Consider the following 21,467-nt stretch of genomic DNA (forward strand, 5'->3'; position numbering starts at 1 on the left):
TCTCTAGGTTGAGCTCAGGGAACCAATTTGCCAACCATATCATAATGTGGCTCTACCAAAATGATGGATGTGTGCAAAAACAGATATGGACACCGTTCTCCTTGAGACGTGTAGCGAGGTCCAATCGCTCTTTGATCAGACCTTGCAGTGATCTTGCCTGATGCTAACCTTACCCAATCTCTTTGGGTGCCAGCTCGCTCAGTGATGGAATGGCTCGTAGTCGACGGTTTAAGGTGGCGAACAGCGCAATGAGAGCTTGAGGCACAAAGAGCAGCACAACCGTCTGACCTGGACCAATCCATTGAATCAACAGCCCTGTGAGCGCGAGGCCCAGGGGCTGGCTGCCAAGAGAAAGGAGACGGAACACGCTCTGCACACGCCCCTGCAAATGGTCTGGGATCGCGATCATGCGATAGCTGAACTGGACGGAGTAAAAGATGGGCACGATAATGAAGCTCACTCCGTTGGCGACCCCTAACACCCAGAGGTTCGGCGCGACGGCCAGGGCGAGCCAGGAAACGGCCCAAACCCAGGCTGAAACGATCGTCAACGGACCAAAGGCGAAACGCTTTTGCAAGGGACCGCTCAGCACTGCTCCGGCAATACTGCCCACACCGCCACTAGCGAAGAGCATACCGATGGCAAGCGGCGTGGCATGCAGGTTCTGCGCCAGCACAATCAGGATCAACGTAAAACCGACCGTGGAGAAGACGAGGACCAGGGTCAGTAGGGCCAGGAAACGCAGGATGTGCTCGCGTCAGAGCCAGAGGAGACCCTCGCCGATCTCGTACCAGATTTTGCGTGGCTCCTCTGCGCGCTCCTCTTGGAAACGCGCGCGCATCAAGAAGACGCTCAGTACCGACCAAACATATGAGATGGCGTCGGTCAGAAACGGGACAGCCGGCCCGATGCCATAGAGCAAACCGCCCAGAAACGGTCCCAGCGTCCAGGAGGTCGAGTTGATGGCCTGATTCTGCGCGCTGGCGGCGGGTATCTGCTCTTTGGGCACCAAGTGCGGCAGGCAGGCGATCTCGGCCACCGAAAAGAAGGTCATCAGCGTCCCTTCGACCAGCGCGACCAGGCAGATTTGGAGAAGGCTTAGGTGCCCCAACCAGAGCGCTACGGGAATGCTGCCTAGGGCAAGCGCTCGCCCGGTATCGCAGATCAGCATCACCCGCTTTCGATCCCAACGGTCGATCAACGCGCCCGCAGGCAGGCAGAGAATAGCAAAAGGCAAACTATCCAGAGCACCAACCAATCCTGCCTGAGTCGCTGAGTGCGTAATGCCCAGGACCAGCAGCGGAAAGGCTAGCAGCGAAACCTGGCTGCCGACGCTTGAGAGGAGCTGGCTGCTCCAGAGCAGCATAAAATCGCGATTGCGCCAGAGCGACGGATAGCGAGGCGTCACCGCCACTTCCGCTGGCGTTAAGATGAGTTCAGAAGAGCGCGAGCTTTCCTCGCCGCCTGGTTGATCGTGTATTTGATTCATATTACTTGCTTCACCCAAAAACTGGAAAACAGCAGTCACGCTCCGCAAAAAGATTGGCCTCGACAGCAAAGCGCCTCTCTTCCCACCTTGGAAACGGGAAATGGAAATCTTTATTGTATGGATGGCCCGTCAACACCCCACGGCACCTGCGCTTTCCTCATCAGGCAACAACTGCCTGACAGGCATAGACAACGCAGACGGTTAGTGTATACGGGAACAGGAAGAGTTACAAGCGTTTTCCGCGCAACGATTGGGCAGACGATACCATCCCCATGAGGGATCAAAGTATGAACGGACGCCTGCGCGAATCACATATCTGATAGTGCTACCAGGATTAGTAGCTTTGAGAGGTCGCGAACATCACAACAAGCATGCACCATGTAGCAAGTTGCAGGAGCAACGACTGGAACAGATTGTTGTTCCCTGGCAAGAGCTGTTCTTTTTGCTCGATGGACGTTGCGTATTCAGATGTGACAGGCTTCCTCGCACATGAAGTCCTGTACGTGAGGATGAAGCGTTAGAAGACCTTCATCGCGAAGGTGGAGGTAGTACTCATGTTTGTTCCTTTCGCGTAGTAGGCCAAGCATAGCAAAGAAAATCCCATCAGTCAAGAGGCCGCCAGCCAAAACTGTTACGGATCGGCATACCCTGTTTGCAGCCATTGTCACGATGCGAGGGAATATGCCTGTGTCGGCAAGCAGTTGGTTGGCCGGCAAACGCAATTGGGGTGAGTGTTTGAGCAATTCCACATCACCTCGATTGCCGCGCGTTCTTCCGAAATGAGAATCTGGCGCGCACGCATTTCTGACAGGAGCGCTTCAATCAAGGCGATGCTGTTATCAGTGGTGAGAGCAAGCGGTAGCAACCAGGTGGAGAGCTCCCGATACGTGCTAGCCGAAAATGAGCGGAGCAATCACGAGGATACTTCCTCGAAAATCGACAGTGTCATGTCCACGCTTTACACCAGTGGCGAGTTTAGCCCTTAACCCACCGCTTTCTTCACGAGCGCAGCGATTTTTGCCTCTTCTGTATCAGTCAACCCCTTCAGCGCGAAAGCGGTCGCCCACATATCATCTTCGTCGAGATTCGCGCTATCCTCGAAGCTGAATGTCGCGTATCTGGTGTTGAACTTGGGGGCAGGTCGGAAGAAGCAGACAATCTTGCCGTCCCTGGCATACGCGGGCATCCCATACCAGGTTTTCGGCGAAAGGACTGGCGCGCTCTCTTTGATGATCTCATGGATCCGCATAGCCATGGAGCGATCCGGTTCTGGCATCTCGGCGATCTTCGCGAGCACGTCGCTTTCTCCTTCTGCTCTGTTCTTGTTGGCGCGCGCCTCCGCCTTCTGCTCTTTCGCGCGCTCCTTCATCGCGGCCCGCTCCTCTTCTGAGAATCCCTTATACTTGTTGGTAGGTGTTTCGGTGCTCCTGGCGGAATCCTGCGTGATTTGCTTTTCAGACTGGCTCATAACAATTTCCTCATCTTCATTTAGGTTGAAAACCTTACCGCATTTCAATTGCGGACATATATTCTTTTCGATATGTGTCGCCTCACATGGTGGTGAAACCCCGGTCGGCATTTCTTCACGTATCCCCACTCATATTCAGTCCCCTTATGGCATCAGCATGTTTCTCTTTTAAGAGTCTTGTTTGCTTTTCCATTTTTTCCGTATTGGCTCACCAGTAGCGGAGTACACCGTTGAAAACGCGCTTTCTACAGTCAACTCGAATAAAATGTAGTGATCTTGCGGTGGATATCCGTATGTAGTAGCAAGCTCCCGCATGGCTGGACTCTCAGTGAAATGAGCATGCCCAGTCAGCCTAAATTCTCCTTCGCCACCATCATTGCTGCTTACCCAACAATGCAAGGCATAGCCTGAGCCACGCTGGAGATCATGGCCTTTCGGAGATGTTGGCTCCATAAACAAGAGAAGATGCCCCTCACCAAGAATTGGCGTCACAGGATGAACTCTAGGCATCCCATCAGTACGAACGGTTGACAGAAACGCTGGACCACTTTTCAAGCGAATCTCGCCAAAAGAAGAGAGTTCGGGTTCAGCAAGCGCAAAATCTTGCCAGGACTGTTTCATACATGCTCCTCATTTTTACTTTACATCGTGTCAATCGGCGCGACGCCTCACCTGATCCAGTTTTGCGCCGGTGTGCCCGACAGCACACGTCTGAGCAGTTCTGACCCACTCCCAACCTGATGGGAGCGACTGCCAGCCCCCATCAGGTTGGTCAAAGCGATCATGCAATGATGATCGCGCAACGTGGTTGCGGCTAGGACTGAACCACCTGCCACACGTTGCCATCGGGATCACGGAGGTCAAACCATTTGACACCAGACCCCGGGCCATACAGATCATCCTTTATATCATTGGCTTTAGCATCCTTTGCTTTGAGCCCGTTGTAGGTTTCCTCAATGTTTGAAGTTGAGAGGTACATCCTCATCGATCCTGGCTTCATGTTTCCATGTAACGTCGACAGCGTCAGCGTGGCACCGCCTCCTGGGAGTGCAAGCGTCACCCAGTGCTGGTCGCCTTGTCCGTAGTCTGTGGTTACCTGAAATCCCAATTGCTCCGCGTAAAAGGCTTTGGCCTTTGCCATATCAGTAACCGCAATCATCACCATCTGAATTTGTTCATTAGCCATGGTTATAACCAACCTTTCAGGTATCATAAAACAGTGTATTCTTTGCTTTCGTTTCGCGGCCTTCGCACCGTGCGAGGGATCGGCGAGCCATTTTAGTTCACCAGGATTACCGAACCGCGTCTGAACAAAGAATAACAGAATGCAAGGCATTCTACAGTCGCCAAAAGGATGCCAAAAGGAGTAGTTGCCTGAAGAGAAAGACCACCTGTTGGGAGGAATCTCGTTAGAGCAAGGAGCGAGCCCGTGCCAATTTGAACGTTTTTCATTCTATTCGCTTGGAATTTGCTTGTCTGGCAAGAAACAATGGCTCTGGTCATTGTGCTCCTCGCCCTTCTCAGAAGCGATTGCTTTTTCAGTTCTCCCTTGCTGTGAAGCCTCCTCTCGTGTCTGGAGAGAGAGCAAGGTCAAGCCCAGGCCGTTGATTTTGAGCAGAACCCGATAGAGTGCTGCTTGATCGATCAGGGAACCTTACAAGATCGTTGGGCCAGAGGCCTGGGGAAGAACCTGAAGATCATCAAACCATTCTTGCCAGGAGATGTCCAGATGTTCTTTGATACCACAGCATCGAATGGCTCGCACTTTCCTCCTTTCGTTGAACCTGTGAGAAGTATAAAGCGCGAGGGGGTGAGTTGCCTTCACCCAATGGAATGGTTGTGGGTGGGTGAGGAAAAAGAACGAGAGCGCCGGTCGAGGCAAGCAGCGCGCAGCGTGTGGCAATCTCTCTGGGAGTGTCCAGCTTACCCTGTTCAAGCCACCAGGTAATGGCTAGTAAATTGGGCCAAACGCCTGATTGCTCGTGCCCTGGCCGTCTTGCAGAGGCACACCATGCACGAGGGGCGGTTCCTCCAGAGGTCTCCACCTACGGAAAGACTCTCCATCCCATTCCCAACTGCTACCGTTAGTAAATGTTTCATTTCTTGCTGACAGGAAGGACAGGGGGAGCCAGGGGTCCTGAATCCAATCTACATTATCACCAATCTTCATACCCGGAGCTGCACCCAGATGGGAGCCGTAGCCGTATATGTGGCCTTGAGCAGCCTCTGTCTCTTCCCATCTCCAGATGCGGTACTGCAACTCTTCGGGAAGCTCGAATATGTCTGGATAGTCCTGAGTACGTTCCGGGATAAACTGGCAGACCTGCGGCATATAATCAGGGTTGAAGATGGTGGGTACTGGCTGCTCCTTCAGAACCTCAGAAATGGTGCTGCTCTGTCTCCAATACACACGGCATTCGGGCCCCCAGCAGGAGTATTCTTTATGGTCATGATCTCGTGGACACCAGAGCAATTGAAAGAGATCACAACCTTCTGGAAAGACAAGTTCGGGGATATTATCAGCTCGCAGCTGGATGATCCCAACATAGGCTCCATGTGGCTGGCCTGCGGGCATTGGGTCAGGTTCTCTGGAGAGGGAACCATTCGCATACCACTCTCTGTTGCGCTCATTTACAGGATCCCAGGACCCCGCCTCCCTGCGCAGCAATTCTGTATCCTGTCTGTGTTGAGGTTCAGTCTGAGCATGACCAACTGAACATATCAGCCAGGGTTCGTTGGCGGGCCAGAGAAACGTGCCGCCCACCTTGCTTTCATCTGGTCCAGGTTCAGGGTTTCGACGTGGGGGCAGGCGTACAGCTCGGCGGGCCAGGGTAGCTAATTCAGGAAAGAAAGCGGTGATATCAAGGGGAGATGGTGGCTTGTTCTCTTCTGCATCATGTTCCAACTCCTGATTATTTAAAATGCCCCATCGGGGCGAACGCTGAAGGCGCGAGTTGTCTAGCCAGGAATATGCACCTCCAGGCGGGGCAAGCGATTGAACCAATATGTATATGGAACAAGCGTACCATATCACCAGAGCAGAGGCTAGGAAATAGAGGGAAAGATTTTAGATTTAACTCTGCCAAACATATTACCCACCAGGGCCGCGTTGATACCTCCATTGTAAATCCCAACATTCTAAGGGCGGAATCGGCAGAGGTATCCTGGTGAACAAAGAGCCAAAGGGTAAGCTCCTCAGCTTACGATAGCCCGTAGCGTTTTGCAGATTTCTCCCGCCCAATCTTGGGATTTACAACAAGGACACTTTTCGGTCATTTTATCTGATGCGATCATTTTAGTGTATTCATAATGTTATGTATGTTACGAATATAATAATGTAATTATATGATTATGAAGGAAGAAATATGTTATGTTATACATTATCTATTATAATTTTATTGACTGATATCCTACCCCTGGTTCTGCGGGAAGTGACGCCTGTGGAGCAGGTGGAAGACGAGCGAAAGGCTTTCTCTCTGCACTGAAGCAGGAACCGAACACTGAGTATGGCATGTCCATACATGGATCAGTTTCGGAGAACGGAATAGCGCCATATCTGCGTAGAAAGAGGATGGGAGAGTGAAGTTCCCCAACATGTGATATACTGTTGGGGAACTTTGAGCAGGATGCATCTTGTCCTCAAAAAGTGAGGCAAGGTCGGGGAGCACTAAGAGAAGCAGGTCATGACGCGATCAACACCTACTGTACGCGAGGATACGCTTTCTTTTTATGAAGAAAATCAGGCTATCTCAGTCGTTGTTGGATCAGAGCGATGGTTCGAGTGGTTATGCGAGGAAACATCCACAACCTTCTCTTTCCAATCTCTTCACGGCTCCTATACGGCGCGTAAAGAACGTGTAGGAAACAGCCGGGGAGGCTGGTACTGGAAAGCGTATCGTAAGCATCAGGGAATACTCTATCGAGCATACCTAGGGAGACTGGAAGATCTGACTGTAGCACGACTGGCTAAAATCGCAGCTACGTTGTCAGAGCGCATACATGGAGAGATAGAGATTCCACAAGCTCTATCTACAGTGGAGCGTCAACCTCTTCAGCAAAAACACTATGAAGGTGCTATGCCGCCTCTGCTGGAAACCAAATTGCATCCTCCCCAACTTCCGGTGCTCCTTGTTGAGCGCGCGCGTTTGCTTTCCCAGCTTGATTACAGCATTGGGCATAAACTCACATTGTTGCAGGCCCCAGCAGGCTTTGGTAAAACGACATTAATGAACCAGTGGCTCGCTGCTCGTCGTGGGTCGCCCGCTTTTCCCGCACTGGCCTGGGTCTCACTTGATGGTAGTGACAATGATCCTCTGAGGTTCTGGCACTATGTGATGCGGGCTTGTCAGATGTTGTTTGGGAGAGAGACACACGCTATAAACAAAGGACTGGCACTGCTCTCCGCAGCCAATCGCTCGCCCTTTGAACAGCCACCATTCGAAAGGGCGCTGACACACCTGCTTAATGATCTCGCAGAGCTATCTCCTGGGGGATTGCTTGTCCTAGACGATTATCATGCCATTACAGAGCCTCATATTCACGAAACGCTGACATTCTTCATCGACCACCTGCCGCCAGTGGTCCATGTGTTACTGCTCTCACGATCAGAGCCTCCTCTGCCCTTCTGCGTTGGCGCGCAAGAGGAGTGCTCTATGATTTGCATGTTGCCGACTTACGTTTCTCTTTGGAAGAGGAGGAGCATTTTCTGCGCCAGGCGCTACCAGTCTCTCTCTCAGAGGTGGCGCTCATCCAGCTTGACGCTACCCTCGAAGGGTGGGCAGCCGGGCTGCGTTTGCTCTCCCTGGCGCTCTCGGGATGGAAGACGCCACAGGCTGTTGAGCAGGCGCTGCTCTCGTTGGGTGAGCATGCTACGGGAAGCCCGGCAGCGGAGGGCTTTTCCACTCCTCATCGCTCCCTGCTCGATTATTTTGTGCTGGAAATCCTGGAGACGCAGCCTGAGCCGCTCCAACGTTTTCTCCTGCAAACTAGCATGCTCAGCCGTCTTTCCGCTCCTCTTTGTGATGCTGTCACTGGGCAGCAGGATAGCGCGGAGCGGCTGGAAGCTATCGAGCGGGCAGGTCTTTTTCTGGAAACCCTGGAAGGGCCGGGTAGGTGGTATCGCTATCACACGCTCTTCGCGGAAGCCATGAGCCGTGAAGCTAGCCGTCGCCTGGATGAAGAGACACTGAAGGTATTAGCGCTACGGGCAAGCTCCTGGTATGAACGAGAGAGGCTGCTCATGGAAGCAGTGGAGATGACCTGGCTTGCACATGATGTGGAGCGGGTCGCCAGGCTCATTGAGCTATCCTTTGAGATTGAGTTCTATGAACCACGAACGATGTTGCGCTGGCTGGAGCATATACCGGAAACAGTATTGCGGGAACATCCAATGCTCTGCCTCGTTTTTGCAACCGAACTCTGCTTTCCCGTAGAACTTCGCTTTTCGCAGAAGGCGCTACCAGTGGCTGCTGTAGTCCCGCTATCTGAAACGCAGGGTGCGCGTGTAGAGATGTTGCTTCGGATGGCCGAGGAAGGCTGGCGGAAAGCCGGCAATTATGCCTGGATCGGTACCATCTGGAGTCATCGGGCATTGAATAGTTTGGTATATGGGGAACCAATTTTTCAGGTTATCGACTACTCCAGGAAAGCACTAGCTTATTTACCTCAGGGGGATGAACCGGATCTCCGTTTGCGGATGTATCGTAGCTCGTGTCGGCTATTTGATGGCATAGATAAGCTTCACATGGGTCAGATAGCTGAAGCTCGACAAACCCTTCTCGGTGCGCAAGAAGATAATGTGTCTCCTGGCAATAGGTATCTTGCCCTCGATATCCACTTAACATTGGGCAAGTGTCATGCGCTTCAGGGCGAACTTCGGCGTGCGAGAGACCATTTTTGCCAGAGCCTTGCCCAAGCTAGAGAACTAAATGATGATGAGTTGACCGCGGATATCCTGCTAGAACTGGCATGGCTGGCGTTTGAGTGGAACGACCTCAGAGGTGCGGAGCAGCAGGCACAGGAGGCACAAGATATTGTGCTACACCGCTGCCCCCACGCTACAATGCTCTCCGATAGTGCAACATTCCAACTTACTCTTCTGCAATATGTACAGGGTGAGACAGCCACCGCTTTGGCGCAACTAACAATATTACTGGAAAAGCCACAGACGACCTGGACTCCTGGCGGTTTTTGGTTTCTATCTCGCATTCGCGCCTGGCACACACGTTTGAGGATAGCAATGGGGGATGTATCATTGGAACAAGACGGTCTGCCGCTGCTATCTCAAAGTGACGAGAGCACATCAATTACTGAGAACCTGGAAGAGCAGGTCTCGCGGGGACGGTTGCTTCTGGCACGGGGAGATGTGGAGGGCGCGCTTCAGCATTTTGCGTCTATTCTTCCAATCGCGCAGGAGCATTTACATCAGTGCGTTGTGCTTCAAATTCAATTGCTATTGGCGCTGGCGCATGCTACCTGCAAGCAGGATCAGCAGGCTTTCTACTGGCTACGGCAAACTCTTTTGCAAGCGATGCGCGAGGGCTATATCCGTCTCTTTCTCAACGAAGGCAAGCCTCTGACACGCCTGCTACGCTTATTATTGCCAACCATTGAGGACAAGGCACTACGAGCGTATGCTCAGACCATTCTGCGCGCCGAAACTCAAGTGTATGAGCAGACGAGCGCTCCTCAAACTACTTCGGGCTCCTCCAGTTTGCTCCCCGAACCTCTTTCACCACACGAACAGCGTGTATTGCGCTTGCTGGCTGCTGGATGGAGCAATCAGGACATCGCGCGCGAGCTGATCGTGTCGGTCAATACTATCAAGTATCACATCAAACATCTCTACCAGAAGCTAGGGGTGAGCAATCGTTTGCAAGCTAGTGAGGCCGCGCGCTACCTAAAGCTAGACGAGTCTCTCTAACAGTAGGTATCCTACCCCATCTCTTTCCCTCGTAACTACCCATCTGACTACCCGCCAGGAGAGTGTGCCCTTCTCCTGGACATTTTATACTTCCAACAGATGCTTGAGAGCAAGCATAGATGAAAAGAAGAAGTAAGTAATGCATAATATAGTAAAAAGGGAAATGGATTATTATTATGGATAACTATATTAAACAGGAAAAGAAAGCTCTTGTTATGGGGGGAGGCATTGCGGGATTACTGACCGCGCGGGTACTCTCTGAACAGTATGATGATATCCTGGTCATTGAACGTGATGAGCGCCCTGAGAAGCCAGAGGCGCGCGCTGGTTCCCCGCAGTCTTTTCATTTACATCAAGTATTGCCGCGTGGCGAGATGATTCTAGAGCGCTTCTTTCCGGGTTTTAGCGATGACTTGCTGGCGTTGGGGGCGTTTCCAATTCAGGAACCTGTGCAGTGGATTAATCGCTATGGAACAATGATGATGCCAGCTCAGGGAGTGTTTTATAGCAGAGCCTTGCTTGAGTGGGTGCTGCGTCAACGGGTGCAGGCTTTACCCAATGTGCGTTTCCTCTATCATCAGGAAGTCACAAGCCTGGAAACTAGTCTTGATCGCACAAGGATCACGGGAGTTCACATCCGACAGCGCGGACAAATTGAGCGGCAGGAGACGTTGATGGCGGACCTGATAGTTGTTGCGAGTGGGCGTTCCTCGAAGCTCCCGCAGTGGCTTACGGCGCTGGGGTATAAACTGCCAGAAGATGAACGTTTGATCTCTGCGATTGGCTATAGCACACGTTATTATAAGGCGCCCGAACAGAAGAAGGGCCAAGTGCCATTGATCGTCATTGAAAATGATCATACCAAAGGGAGTTCTGCTGGTGGCGTGCTCAAGTCGATTGAAGGTGACACTTGGGCAGTCTGTCTTTCCAGCATAGCCGGGCAGTATCCTTCTACATCCGCAGAAGGATTCGAGGAGGGCTTGACCCGCCTGATCAACCCCGCGATAGCCGAGGTGTTACGAGACGCCGAACCATTGACGGAGCCACGTGGCTTCCGCATTCCGGAATGTATTCGCCATCACTATGAGCAGATGGAGAATTGGCCTGCTGGCTTGCTGGTCCTAGGAGATGCTTTCTGCTACTTCGATCCAGTCTATGGACAAGGCATGACTGTAGCTGCTATCGAAGCCGAAGCACTTGCTGGATGTTTGAGCGAGCAGCCAGGGGCTCCGCAAGCTGGTTTTGAGCGTATCGCGCTTCAGCGGATGCAGGATGCCATTTACCCGGCCTGGTGGTTAAGCACCCTTGAGGACTTGCGCTGGTCAGGTGTGACGCATAGCGGCCCAGAGCCATTGAAGCACATTGCGTTCCTGCATAAGTACTTTGACCTGAGTCTCAAACGGCAGACACAGCAGTTCGAGAAGCAGCAACAGACAGGAGCGTTCAATCCACTTTTTATGAACTATATGCTGATGACCGCGCTGATCGTATCTCCCCGCGATGTCATCAACGTACATATGCTCAATCTCTTGCTGGATGAAGTACCAGAGGAGAGGGGCACGATACTTGCCGATCTGTTCCAGGGCTACGATCAGCAGAACATAGAGGCCGTGCTGGACGAAGTTGTTCCAGCCTTCTCGTTTCACTATGATGAGCAGGCTGTCTCTTCTCCAGAAGAAGAGGTTTTGCAGTCGTAGAATAACAGCGACTATGACAAGGAGAAGATAGATGGTATCACAAAAGGTAATCAGAGCCGCCATTGAGGCCTACTTTTCCGCGAATAACGCACTTGATGTAGAGGGATTTGTGAACGCTTTTGCTCCTGATGCATCTATGTATAATGTCGCAGAAATCTCGCCAATTACTGGGCATGAGGCCATTCGGCAGGTTGCACGCCAGATGTTGTTACCCTGTGAAGAGACTGCGGTGACCATGGATAAGATCTTTATCACGGGCAATGGAGCTGCCATCTTCTATAGTGGACACTTGACGGCGAAGAATGGACGTACAGCGCAGGTAGAGGGTATTGATGTCTTCGAGGTCAATGATGAGGGCAAGATTCAAAGCATTCGTCTGTACTTTGGGCCTAACCCGGCAGTAGCGGCACTCTATGAGGAAGCAGCAAAATAGATCTGGCGCTCATATAATATTGACAGAAGAATGCATGATGGCAACCCATTCAAAGGAGAGAATGACGAATATAGCGGGAGAGCCAGGGTTAGTGCTTGAGGCTTGTATTATAAATGGTAACGCGGTGATCTCTTTACGTTGACGGCTTACCACCTATCAGGGCTTCAAGATCTATGTGGCTTGTTGCAATCTCGCCAGGCACGCGAAGCAGCCTGGCGAGATTGCAATTGGCATTGGCGTGGAAGTGTTAGAACTGAGAACACAAAATATTATCAGGCGTGCTTTACCTTCAATCTGAATCTGTTTAGGCGACCAGCAACATGGTTTTTAAGGTATCCAATCGTTGGCATAAGTGATGGCGTTAGTCAGCGAGGGAAACATATTACTTTCTCGTGGTCCGAAACCGAGAGAACTGGCGTACCTCGTCAAATGCCCTGCAAAAGCGAGAGGCTGATGTAAAGTTCCCATTAAATGGGGACGGCATCTTGAACAGGTATTGCTCTGTCATAGGGGTCCTCCACTCTAATGGATCAGCTTTATTCTGCAACACAACCGTACTAGAGGGCTTAATATTGTTTTGAGATTCATTTAAGATATGCGTCTAATGGAAAGAGTAAAAATTTTATAGTATATGCGGAACCGTATCTATCCCGCTCTTGCATATGAGTAATGAGGGTTGGAGAAGTGCAATGAAACCTGTGTCGTTCGACTCACAATCGTATGAAGATCAAAACACGATAGAGAACTATCAACTGGGGGAACTACGCAGAGAATTCACACCCAATGTCAGAGTGCATATGATGTTTGTGGCGCTGTTTCTTATAGTGGCGTCGTTTCAATTTTATCGTTCCTTTCTCAAAGGAGATCAGTCTTTTTCTACTCCCGGGTTGCTCCCCTACGCCATGATCCTCCTGAGTTGTCTAATAGGTTTGATTGCCCTCTATCGATGTCGTAAGATGCGCATATCTGTTCATGAGTATGGGCTGCTCGCTGTGCGTGCCAATGGAGTCGAGGCCATTCGTTGGGATGAGATTGCCATCGTCTGGCATAAGTGTACACGAAATAGTAAAGGTGTTACCCATAATTATACCCCTCAGCGTAGAGACGGTCGTCAATTTAAACTTGGCTACTTCTTTTCTACGAACCAGTTATTGGGAGGCATGATTGAGCAGGAGACTACACGCCTGCTCTTCCCAGAAGCTCTAGAGAATTACCAGCAGGGTCAACTGCTTTCCTATGGCCCATTCACTCTTGATCAATTGGGTCTCAACTACAAAGGGAGATCGTTGCCCTGGAGCGAGGTCGCGGATATCCAGGTCGTGCGGGGTCATGTATTGGTCAAAGAGCATGACACGCTCTTTGCCTGGGCCAATGTTGTCTATGGGGAGGTTCCTAATCTGCGTGTGCTTCAGCGGCTCTGTACAAGGATTCTAAATAGACCAGATGAGGAAGTGTGGACATAATCTGTTGTATTCTCCCTGCAATAGCTTACGCGACGATACGCAGAATAACCTTGCCGAGCGCATGGCTTGCCTTGGCGATCTCATGCGCCTTGCGTGCCTCCAAGAGGGACAGTACCGCCTCGTAGGCGACACGTACGCATTCCTCACCAATCAGCGTGGCGATTTCGGTTAGTTGGGTTGTGTTGACCTGCACCCGCTTCCCTTTGATGAGCTAAACATTGATCTCTGAGCCAAAGACGATGGAACTGCCTACCTGGGCATAGAAGAGCGGTTTGACTCCCAGGTGATCACGGGCGATGAAGAGTTGCTGGCATGCCTCAACCCAGATGGCAAAGGCAAAGATGCCATTCAAGGATGCCCTGTTCCCAATCGACCCATGAGTGGAATCCACAAATACAGACAGAACGGAGAGCACAGAGTTGATTGTGTAGCTCTCTTGCCCTATCAGAAGCGGTTTCGTTGACACGAAACTCATGGGGTGGTAAGAAGAGAGTACGAGCGAGCAATTACGAATAGGGAGATACGCAAACTTGGCCTTTTGACAACGTCATCCTGCCTTTTCCTGTGAATTGGACAGAGATACGTGAGACCCTATTCACCCAATACACGCTCAGAGAGAAAAAGATTGAGGAAAGATCTGAAAGATGATTACCTGTTACTTACGCTATGTCATTGATCCGTACAAAGTAACCGATTTTGAAACATATGCACGCCTGTGGATTCCGCTCGTGAATCGCTTTGGCGGAACCCATCACGGATATTTTCTCCCTCATGAAGGAGCGAACAATATTGCTTTTGCGCTCTTCAGTTTTCCCAGCCTCACTGCCTATGAAATCTATCGAGAGCGCATATTGACCGATGAAGAATGTCAGGCCGCCTTCGCTTTCGCGGAAACGACCCGCTGCATCCTCAGCTATGAACGAACTTTTCTGCGTCCTGTTTTTGAAGGGGAAAGCAGGAATGCCGAGCAGATCCAATGGGCCGCACAATTACGCGAGATTCCTCAGACATTTCGCAACGCACTGCGTGCAGGAGATGAGCAAATCTTTCGGCATCGTCCAGCTGCGGGAGAATGGTCAGCTATCGAGGTGGTGGGTCATATGATCGACAAAATGTCTCATTGGTCGCGTCGCGTCGAGCGGATTGCATATGAAAAACGGCCCACGTTACCGGGATATGATCAAGACGCAGAGGTTCTTGAGCATGGATATCAGCAGGCTGATCCAGCGGTGCTCTTTGAGGATCTCCAGCAGCAGTGTGAACGGTTTGCCGCCCTCGTTGCGGCTCTTCCCTCTTCCGCTCTACCACGTGAGGGGATTCATGGCGAATACGGCCCCATGACGCTCCAGCAATGCATTCAAGCTCCACTGGAGTCAGTTGCCGAGCACATTGAACAACTCCACACGGCTCAACAGGTTGCTCTTGCTGAACACGCGGAGGAGTGAAAGATCCTTTCTCTCCTCCCCAGGGAACGGCCAAAGCTGAACGTTCTGCGTGTTACTCAGTCAGTGCTGGGTCTCTCCGCTCTGTCTTTCCCGTTCTGATGTCATAGCCAGCCCCAGAAAGGCCGCGAAGTCGCTGGGGACACAAAACAGCTTGATCATGATGACAGCCTGGCTCGATCAACAAGGGTTTGGAGGAGGACGCAAACTGGTTCGTCCTAGAGGCCGTTAGTGACTCGATTTCGAAAAATGCTCAAGGACTGGAAACGGCGGTTCTCACTTGGCTCATAATTGCCAGCCACGGTATGTAGCAGAGGTAAAAATGCTCCAAATTGGAGCATTTTTTGTTGCATCTCCGCCATAATAGCGTTATAATTTGTTTGCATTTTGCAAACAAATTATAACGCTGCAGTGAGTGCATCAAACGAAAAGATAGGAGCACATCATGATTCTCATTACTGGAGCAACTGGCCTGACCGGTACGGCACTCGTTCACGAATTCCGAAAACATCATGAGCAAGTACGCATACTCACGAGGGACGCTAAGAACGCGATCATGTTTGAAGATGATCCGAATATTGAGATTGCAGTCGGCGATATGCTCAAGCCAGAGACACTTGATGACGCACTCAATGGTGTAGATAAAGCCGTGCTTCTATCGACGGCGGACCCAGTAGCAATGGCCGAAACGCAGATCTCATTTATCAATGCTGCCAAAAAGGCGGGTGTACGACACATCGTAAAGCTGTCCTGCCTGAATCCAGATACAAAGAGCCCAGCCCGCTTTTTACGCATGCATGCCGAGATCGAGGAACACCTTGAGGATTCCGGCATGGCATGGACGCATATTCGCCCTGCCCACTTCATGCAAATGTATTTGCTCGATGCACCGACGGTTCTCGCGCAGGACTCATTCTTCATCCCTATGGACGACGCGTTCATCGCACCAATTGATGTGCACGATCTTGTCAAAGTCTTCCATGTCGTGCTGACAACTGAAGGTCATGAAGGGAAGATGTATGAACTAAGCGGGCCTGACTCGATGACGATGAACGATATTGCTGCGCAGCTTTCCAAGGCACTTGGGAGGACGATCCACTACGTCAATGTTACACCTGAACAGGAGCGACAGCAACTCGTTTCGTTCGGTATGCCGGAGCAGTTGGCGGATGCTGTGAACGAGCTTTACAGTGAGCGACGCAAGGGCTCTGAGTCGAACATACTCCTTGAGACACAAAAACTGTTTGGTATCCGTCCAACGACATTTGCCGAATTTGTTGCGCAGCATGTGGAAATATTTCAGAGGACTCAAACTGCTCACGCCTAAAATCGATCATTCGGTTTGATAGGCAAGAATCAGCCCTACTCAATGTCGGGCTGATTCTTCAGTGGAATCAAGCGTTTCCATCCTTTTTCAACCGTAGCAAAGGAATAAAGGGGATGAGAGGTCGGTAATTCAACAAAACAGGGGTACCAAATGCAAAAGAATCAGCCAAGGTCTGACTGTCCTATTAACTTCGCACTTGAGATCTTCGGCGATAAGTGGACACTGCTTATTGTGCGTGACATTGTCTATGCTGGCAAAAGGACGCACGGGGAATTCTTGAAATCAGACGAGCGTATTGCGACGAATATCCTAGCCGACCGTTTAGCACGGCTTGAATGCCAAGGAATTCTTACGAAAGCTGCCGACCCAAAGGACAAACGCCGCGAAATTTTCTCTTTAACTGAGCAAGGTTTAGCGCTTATTCCGTTACTGCTCGATCTTCAGTCATGGAGCAATGCATTTGGGCCAGCATACATCAGCCGGAGCGTGCCTCTTGAAGCTGCACTCAAAAAGGAGAGAGAAAAAGTTCTCTCCGAGATAACTGACAGCGTACGACATGGTGGCTTTCTGTTCGCGAACGCAGAGTGGTTCCCACCTCGGAAAGCGCAAGAGCAAGGAGGTGGGAAAATGAAGGATGACTCCTTCACGAAACCCCTATCCGACCGATGTTAGTGACGAAGAATGGGCCTTTGTCGCTCCCTACTTGATCTTATTGCCCGAAGATGCCAGACAGCGCACGCGCAGCCTGCGCGAAGTCTTCAATGGCTTGTGAGTCCCTTCGTGCATCTCAGTAAGAAGGGAGGCAAGCAAGAGATTGCCTCCCTTCGTGTGCCTAACTACACGAACCAAGCAGCGTCCACACTCCTGCGGCACCGCCCGGAACATCGTTTTGAGTCCACCACTTCGCCTGCCAGAGCGAACCGTTATAGATCACTTTGTTGCCTCCCACATAGGCAATAGTTGGGCTCCAGGTCGCGACACCAGCACAATTGCCGCCACCGCCTGGAGTGGGAGTTGGCGTAGATGGCGTGGCGGTTGGCGTCGTTGGTGGGGGAGTCGCGCCCGCGAACTGCACAATGATCTTAGTGAAGTCCCAATTACCCTGTACTACGCTACTGCATGTTCCCGAAAGCGTGCCATTGTTATCGGGCGGATTACATTGGCGATCGCGGTTTACGGACCAGTAGGTAAACCGTGCCAGATGGTTGTTTTCGGCGAAGGTCAACACCGTCTGGAAGTCCGACTGATAGAAGTACTCGGCGCTATCGGTGCGCCCGTTCATGGAGGAGATGCCATTGTGCGCATAGGCCGTCGAGCTACTCCATCCGAAGGTGTTCATCAACAGCGTATTGAAGTTTTGTACGGCACTGATCTGGCTACTCGCGCCGTTGAAGCCATTATCGAAAGGCATAATCGAGTAAGTAGAAGGCGTATAACCGAGCGATTTGGCGTTGTTTAACAACTGTTGCCCAAACCAGCCCGTACCGCTGGGAGTCCCTGGAATTGTCACTGACTCATAGAGGCCTGCGTTATTCTGTTGTAGGATTTGGGCCGCGCCCAATTCGTTGTTAATAGCCGTCGCGTTCTCATATTCTGGCTCCTCCAGGTCGAAATCCAGCGCTTTCAGGTTATACTTTGAAATCACAGCCTGCTCGGCAGACGCGGTAGCCTGGGGCGTGCCACATGTTTCGCCAAGCTTGGTACCGCCATAGCCACCAAACGAAACCACTACATCGCCACCTGCCGCGCGAATCGCAGAGATAATGGGCCCTATCTGCGTATCGTTCGTGACATTCACAAGGCCGGAATCTGTCTCCCAGGCAGGTGTACAGCCGCCATTAGCGACCACGAAGGCCAATGTAAAGGCTTTGGCCCCTGTCGCGGACATAACGGATGTGAGACTGGGAGGATTATTAGCAAGCGGCATGACATAGGGAGCGGCATTATACCAGTTCGCACTCAGAGCGCTCGAGGCGGCCTTGGCCGTGAAGGTTCTGTCATTCGCAAAAAGGAGCAGAGAGATCATGAGCAGCCCGGCGAGGATGGTAAATCCTAGGCCGAGTCGTAGGTTCTTCACCATATTCGTTCTCCATCCCTGGAAAGATTTCACTCCGGTGGGAAGAGGAGACTCCCCACCGAATTGGCTTGCGTCCATGTACAGGGAGGCACTGGCGGGTCATGTGTGCCTCCCTTGAGAGTTGTCATGTTAGGTTAACGTAACGTCATCTACATCTACATTTCCGGTTCCATACCAACCGTGGACATAGATAGTGAGGCTCGTCTGAGAGGCACTAGTCGTAATGGTAAGGCTAAGTTTGGAATAACTGGTACTAGATGTCCAGGTAGAGTTCCCATTTGTGATGCCAAGGTAAGCATATGAGCCATTGACATACGCAGTTAGCGTGTAGGTATGGTTGGCCTGTACCGTAATCGTTTGATCGCATTCCCCAGTTGAACTGTTGCTCGTCGTGAGCTGTAAGGCGTGCGAGCCGCTATGTGTTGGCGAAGAGATCACGGTATCTCCGCTAGCGCAGGTCCAGCCGCTCAAATTGCCCGTCTCAAAGCCACCATTGGTGACCAGATTGCCAGGAGGTGGTGTAGGCGTCGGTGTGCTGATCTGAGTAGGCGTCGGCGTCGGCGTGCTGGTCTGGGTAGGCATAGGTGTTGGAGTAGGCGTGTTTGGCGGTGTGGGTGTAGGGGTTGGTGTGCCGCCGCCTCCTGGGCCACCAGCGAGGTTTGAAGTGATGGTTGTGAGTAAGGTGGCTTGAGCACTATCATCCTCAAGCGAGAACATCATAGCTCCCGCCAGGCCACTACTCTTGATATAGGTGGTTTTCGCATTGATGGATTGCGTGGACTCGCCAGTGAAGAAGTTGGTGCCATTGTAAATCCATGCCGCTTGCGTGGTGGAATCGAAGAAATTGTAGCTTGCATTGCCAATCAGACCTGCCGCGAGCAGTTCTTTGTAATCGGCAAGACCGGCTGTCTGACTGGTCGAGTACGCTGGGGTTGGTCCGGTAGCTGGTTGGTAGAGACCATGATTACTGCCAGCCGAGACGCCAGTCCAGCCGCGATAGTAGAAAGGAAAACCCATCGTTATCTTACTGGCGGGGAAGCCTCCCGTGATACCGTAATCCGACAGGCCAGTGGTCCAGGCTTTGATAGACGTATCAATGTTGTACTTCTTGCTGCCGGGAGGGATGGCCTGCGAAGGATCGCTGGGTGAATCATACAGAGGGTCCTGGAAATTCGTTGGGCCGGTGGCATCCCAGGCACCATGCATGTCATAGGTCATGATATTGGCATAGTCGAGATAGTTGCTTATCTGATTTGTCTGGATCTGAGCGATCTTATCCTGACCCGAGGGGAGTGCCGCCGTAAGCTGGAAGTGCTTGCCAACGCTTGCGCCATAGCTGTCCAGTTCATTGCGGAACTCTTGCAGTAAGAGCGTGAAGTTCGCCTTATCCTGCGTGCCATAATGATTGCCTGTATGCCCGAGCACGCCCGGATACTCCCAGTCAATGTCGAAGCCGTCGAAGAGCCCTGCGATAGCTCCAGTACCGCCGGAGCTATCCCCACCGATGTTCTGTGGTAGATTGCCCTTGACGAACATGGACAGACAGGAGCTGACAAACTTTTGACGCGAGGCAGCGGTCGCTGCGACATCAGAGAAGTATTTTGAATAGGTCCAACCACCGAGAGAAACTATGATCTTCAGGTTCGGATATTTGATCTTCAATTGCCGTAGCTGATTAAAGTTTCCCTTGATAGGCTGGCTCCATGAGTCGCTTGTGCCATCGACAGAATTACCAGCATTATAGCTATCCTGATAATCGGCATAGGCGTCTCCGGCTCCGTCGCCTGCGTTGGGATTGCTCTCGTTGGTTGAGTCGGAGGCCTTGATAGCCTCAAAGCACGTCAGATTGGTGGGGTCAATGTTCTCGAAGGCGTAGAGGATCGTCGTGAGTTTCGAGGCTGCTCCCGACTTATCCACACTCGACGGATAGTAGGCGTTTCCATATATGCTCCACTGGTCGAAGTAAGCCATTTTCTGATACGTAGAGCTGCCAACGGCCTGCGTCAAAGCGGAAACAGTTGAGCTTTGCGTCGATGTATTGCCATCCTTGTCGTAGGCCTGGACCGAGAATGTGTAGCTTGTCGATGGCAGCAGTGAGCTTACGGTCACAGAGGTTCCCATAGAGGTCGCGACAATGTTCGAGCCATTATACACGTAGTAAGCAGGAACATCGCCAGTACCCGAGTTATCCGTCGAAGCTGACCAGGAAAGCGTGATTGATTGAGGGCCGGTGGCGGTAACATGCACGTTTGTAGGGGTCGTAATGTTGGTGGCGAGGGATGCTCCTCGCGCGCTCGGTGCCCCTTGAAGCACTACAACGATTGACAGCAAAAGCAGGCTAAACGCCGCTCCCAGTTGCAACACCATTTTTCTTGACATGCGTAACTCCTTGCATGAACTTCGAGCCGACATAATGTCAGCCGTGTGCTGCCTGTCTCGATCTCATATGTGCCTGAGAGAAGTACACCATGAGGGATGAGGCTTGGGTAGGATCCGATCCAGTTGTGCCCTCGCCATGTAAGCGTTATTCCATGTTCCCACAATGAAGGTTCCATGCCCCGGTCAAACGTAACTTGTACGTTTGACCGGGACACTAGTTGACCAGCGACTATGTCTGAAGAGACGCAATCCCTGCTCCTCTCTACCACATAGGCGCATGCAACGCGAAACTGGATCAGAAGCTCGGTAACAAAACAACCAAGCCTTATACCTCAACTCCTCTACTTTCTATGTTAGTGTAACGTATTACCACAAAGCATGTCAAGATGTCTATACCAGCTACGCGAAATGAACATCACGATTGCTGAACGTTTGACGAATCAGCCTGAGCATACCAGGAATGTATGTATTGCGTGTGGGATAAAAAAACATTAGTAAGTTTGTATAACTCAGTTGTGTGATGTGCCTCTATACTTGGCTTGCACTACGAAACCTCATAAAGTTCTCAGGCTCCCGTAAACGGAAGAATATTCCATAGGAGCCAGAGGACGAAGAAGATCAGAGCAAGACCGCAAATGAGATGAACGAGGTGCAAGAAAACTGGCGTCACAATTTGTTAACCCCTCGCCAACGTAGTAGATAAGGAAACGGCAGAACGGGCAGTAGCGTTGGGCTTTGCGGCGGTCGTAGATTGATGAAATCATTGGTGA

The 21,467-nt window shown here is 51.5% G+C and carries 14 protein-coding genes and 6 pseudogenes; 9 read left to right on the plus strand and 11 right to left on the minus strand.

The features are described 5' to 3' along the window. Window positions 1-169: 169 nt before the first annotated feature. The 6 genes and pseudogenes from K3T82_RS47835 to K3T82_RS25570 form a co-directional block, all read right to left on the minus strand. Window positions 170-1,489, minus strand: a pseudogene (locus tag K3T82_RS47835) (MFS transporter). A 664-nt stretch (window positions 1,490-2,153) separates the two neighbouring features. After that, a complete protein-coding gene (locus K3T82_RS50025) occupies window positions 2,154-2,402 on the minus strand; it encodes a DUF4158 domain-containing protein (protein ID WP_220196371.1) in 249 nt (82 codons plus the stop codon). 69 nt (window positions 2,403-2,471) lie between these two features. Continuing rightward, window positions 2,472-2,957, minus strand: coding sequence for an iron chaperone (locus K3T82_RS25550; protein ID WP_220196372.1), 486 nt, complete (start codon window positions 2,955-2,957; stop codon window positions 2,472-2,474). Window positions 2,958-3,125: 168 nt separating this feature from the next. Further along, window positions 3,126-3,578 (minus strand): pyridoxamine 5'-phosphate oxidase family protein, encoded by a 453-nt coding sequence (locus K3T82_RS25555; RefSeq protein WP_220196373.1) that lies wholly within the window; start codon window positions 3,576-3,578, stop codon window positions 3,126-3,128. 193 nt (window positions 3,579-3,771) lie between these two features. Further along, window positions 3,772-4,143, minus strand: a complete 372-nt coding sequence (locus tag K3T82_RS25560; protein WP_236031521.1) for a glyoxalase superfamily protein — start codon at window positions 4,141-4,143, stop codon at window positions 3,772-3,774. A gap of 765 nt (window positions 4,144-4,908) precedes the next feature. Further along, window positions 4,909-5,862, minus strand: coding sequence for a hypothetical protein (locus K3T82_RS25570; protein ID WP_220196374.1), 954 nt, complete (start codon window positions 5,860-5,862; stop codon window positions 4,909-4,911). Window positions 5,863-7,614: 1,752 nt separating this feature from the next. Between K3T82_RS25570 and K3T82_RS25575 the strand changes: the two genes are divergently transcribed. The 3 genes from K3T82_RS25575 (at window position 7,615) to K3T82_RS25585 (ending at window position 12,009) form a co-directional block, all read left to right on the plus strand. After that, a complete protein-coding gene (locus tag K3T82_RS25575) occupies window positions 7,615-9,879 on the plus strand; it encodes a winged helix-turn-helix domain-containing protein (RefSeq protein WP_220196375.1) in 2,265 nt (754 codons plus the stop codon). A 176-nt stretch (window positions 9,880-10,055) separates the two neighbouring features. Then, window positions 10,056-11,576, plus strand: coding sequence for an FAD-dependent oxidoreductase (locus K3T82_RS25580; RefSeq protein ID WP_220196376.1), 1,521 nt, complete (start codon window positions 10,056-10,058; stop codon window positions 11,574-11,576). A 31-nt stretch (window positions 11,577-11,607) separates the two neighbouring features. Next, on the plus strand, window positions 11,608-12,009 hold the full coding sequence (locus K3T82_RS25585) for a nuclear transport factor 2 family protein (RefSeq protein ID WP_220196377.1): 402 nt from the start codon (window positions 11,608-11,610) through the stop codon (window positions 12,007-12,009). Window positions 12,010-12,370: 361 nt separating this feature from the next. On the opposite strand, the pseudogene K3T82_RS47840 reads toward K3T82_RS25585, so the two are convergent. Continuing rightward, window positions 12,371-12,475, minus strand: a pseudogene (locus K3T82_RS47840) (IS6 family transposase); the annotation flags it as partial. Between the two features lie 223 nt (window positions 12,476-12,698). On the opposite strand from K3T82_RS47840, the gene K3T82_RS25590 reads away from it, so the two are divergent. Continuing rightward, window positions 12,699-13,472: a DUF6585 family protein gene (locus K3T82_RS25590; RefSeq protein ID WP_220196378.1), complete on the plus strand. Its 774-nt coding sequence runs from the start codon at window positions 12,699-12,701 to the stop codon at window positions 13,470-13,472. A gap of 25 nt (window positions 13,473-13,497) precedes the next feature. On the opposite strand, the gene K3T82_RS25595 is transcribed toward K3T82_RS25590, so the two are convergent. Beyond that, window positions 13,498-13,665 (minus strand): zinc-binding dehydrogenase, encoded by a 168-nt coding sequence (locus K3T82_RS25595; protein ID WP_220196379.1) that lies wholly within the window; start codon window positions 13,663-13,665, stop codon window positions 13,498-13,500. Between the two features lie 27 nt (window positions 13,666-13,692). Continuing rightward, a pseudogene (locus tag K3T82_RS50030) lies at window positions 13,693-13,824 on the minus strand (hypothetical protein); the annotation flags it as partial. Between the two features lie 292 nt (window positions 13,825-14,116). On the opposite strand from K3T82_RS50030, the pseudogene K3T82_RS50035 reads away from it, so the two are divergent. From K3T82_RS50035 to K3T82_RS25620, 5 genes and pseudogenes are all read left to right on the plus strand, one after another. Next, a pseudogene (locus K3T82_RS50035) lies at window positions 14,117-14,419 on the plus strand (NIPSNAP family protein); the annotation flags it as partial. A 51-nt stretch (window positions 14,420-14,470) separates the two neighbouring features. Next, a pseudogene (locus tag K3T82_RS50040) lies at window positions 14,471-14,917 on the plus strand (DinB family protein); the annotation flags it as partial. A gap of 442 nt (window positions 14,918-15,359) precedes the next feature. Then, window positions 15,360-16,241: an SDR family oxidoreductase gene (locus tag K3T82_RS25610; protein ID WP_220196382.1), complete on the plus strand. Its 882-nt coding sequence runs from the start codon at window positions 15,360-15,362 to the stop codon at window positions 16,239-16,241. A gap of 150 nt (window positions 16,242-16,391) precedes the next feature. Beyond that, a complete protein-coding gene (locus K3T82_RS25615) occupies window positions 16,392-16,913 on the plus strand; it encodes a winged helix-turn-helix transcriptional regulator (protein WP_220196383.1) in 522 nt (173 codons plus the stop codon). Continuing rightward, a pseudogene (locus K3T82_RS25620) lies at window positions 16,876-17,010 on the plus strand (transposase); the annotation flags it as partial. The gene K3T82_RS25615 and the pseudogene K3T82_RS25620, both read left to right, overlap by 38 nt. Window positions 17,011-17,073: 63 nt before the next feature. Here the strand turns inward: K3T82_RS25620 and K3T82_RS25625 are convergent. After that, a complete protein-coding gene (locus K3T82_RS25625) occupies window positions 17,074-18,321 on the minus strand; it encodes a chitinase (protein WP_220196385.1) in 1,248 nt (415 codons plus the stop codon). A gap of 126 nt (window positions 18,322-18,447) precedes the next feature. After that, window positions 18,448-20,697 carry a glycosyl hydrolase family 18 protein gene (locus K3T82_RS25630; RefSeq protein ID WP_220196386.1) on the minus strand — a complete coding sequence of 750 codons (2,250 nt, stop codon included), beginning with the start codon at window positions 20,695-20,697 and terminating at the stop codon, window positions 18,448-18,450. Window positions 20,698-21,467 lie beyond the last annotated feature (770 nt).

Origin of the sequence: Ktedonospora formicarum (assembly GCF_016587355.1) — a bacterium.
GTDB classification, from domain to species: Bacteria; Chloroflexota; Ktedonobacteria; order Ktedonobacterales; family Ktedonobacteraceae; genus Ktedonobacter; species Ktedonobacter formicarum.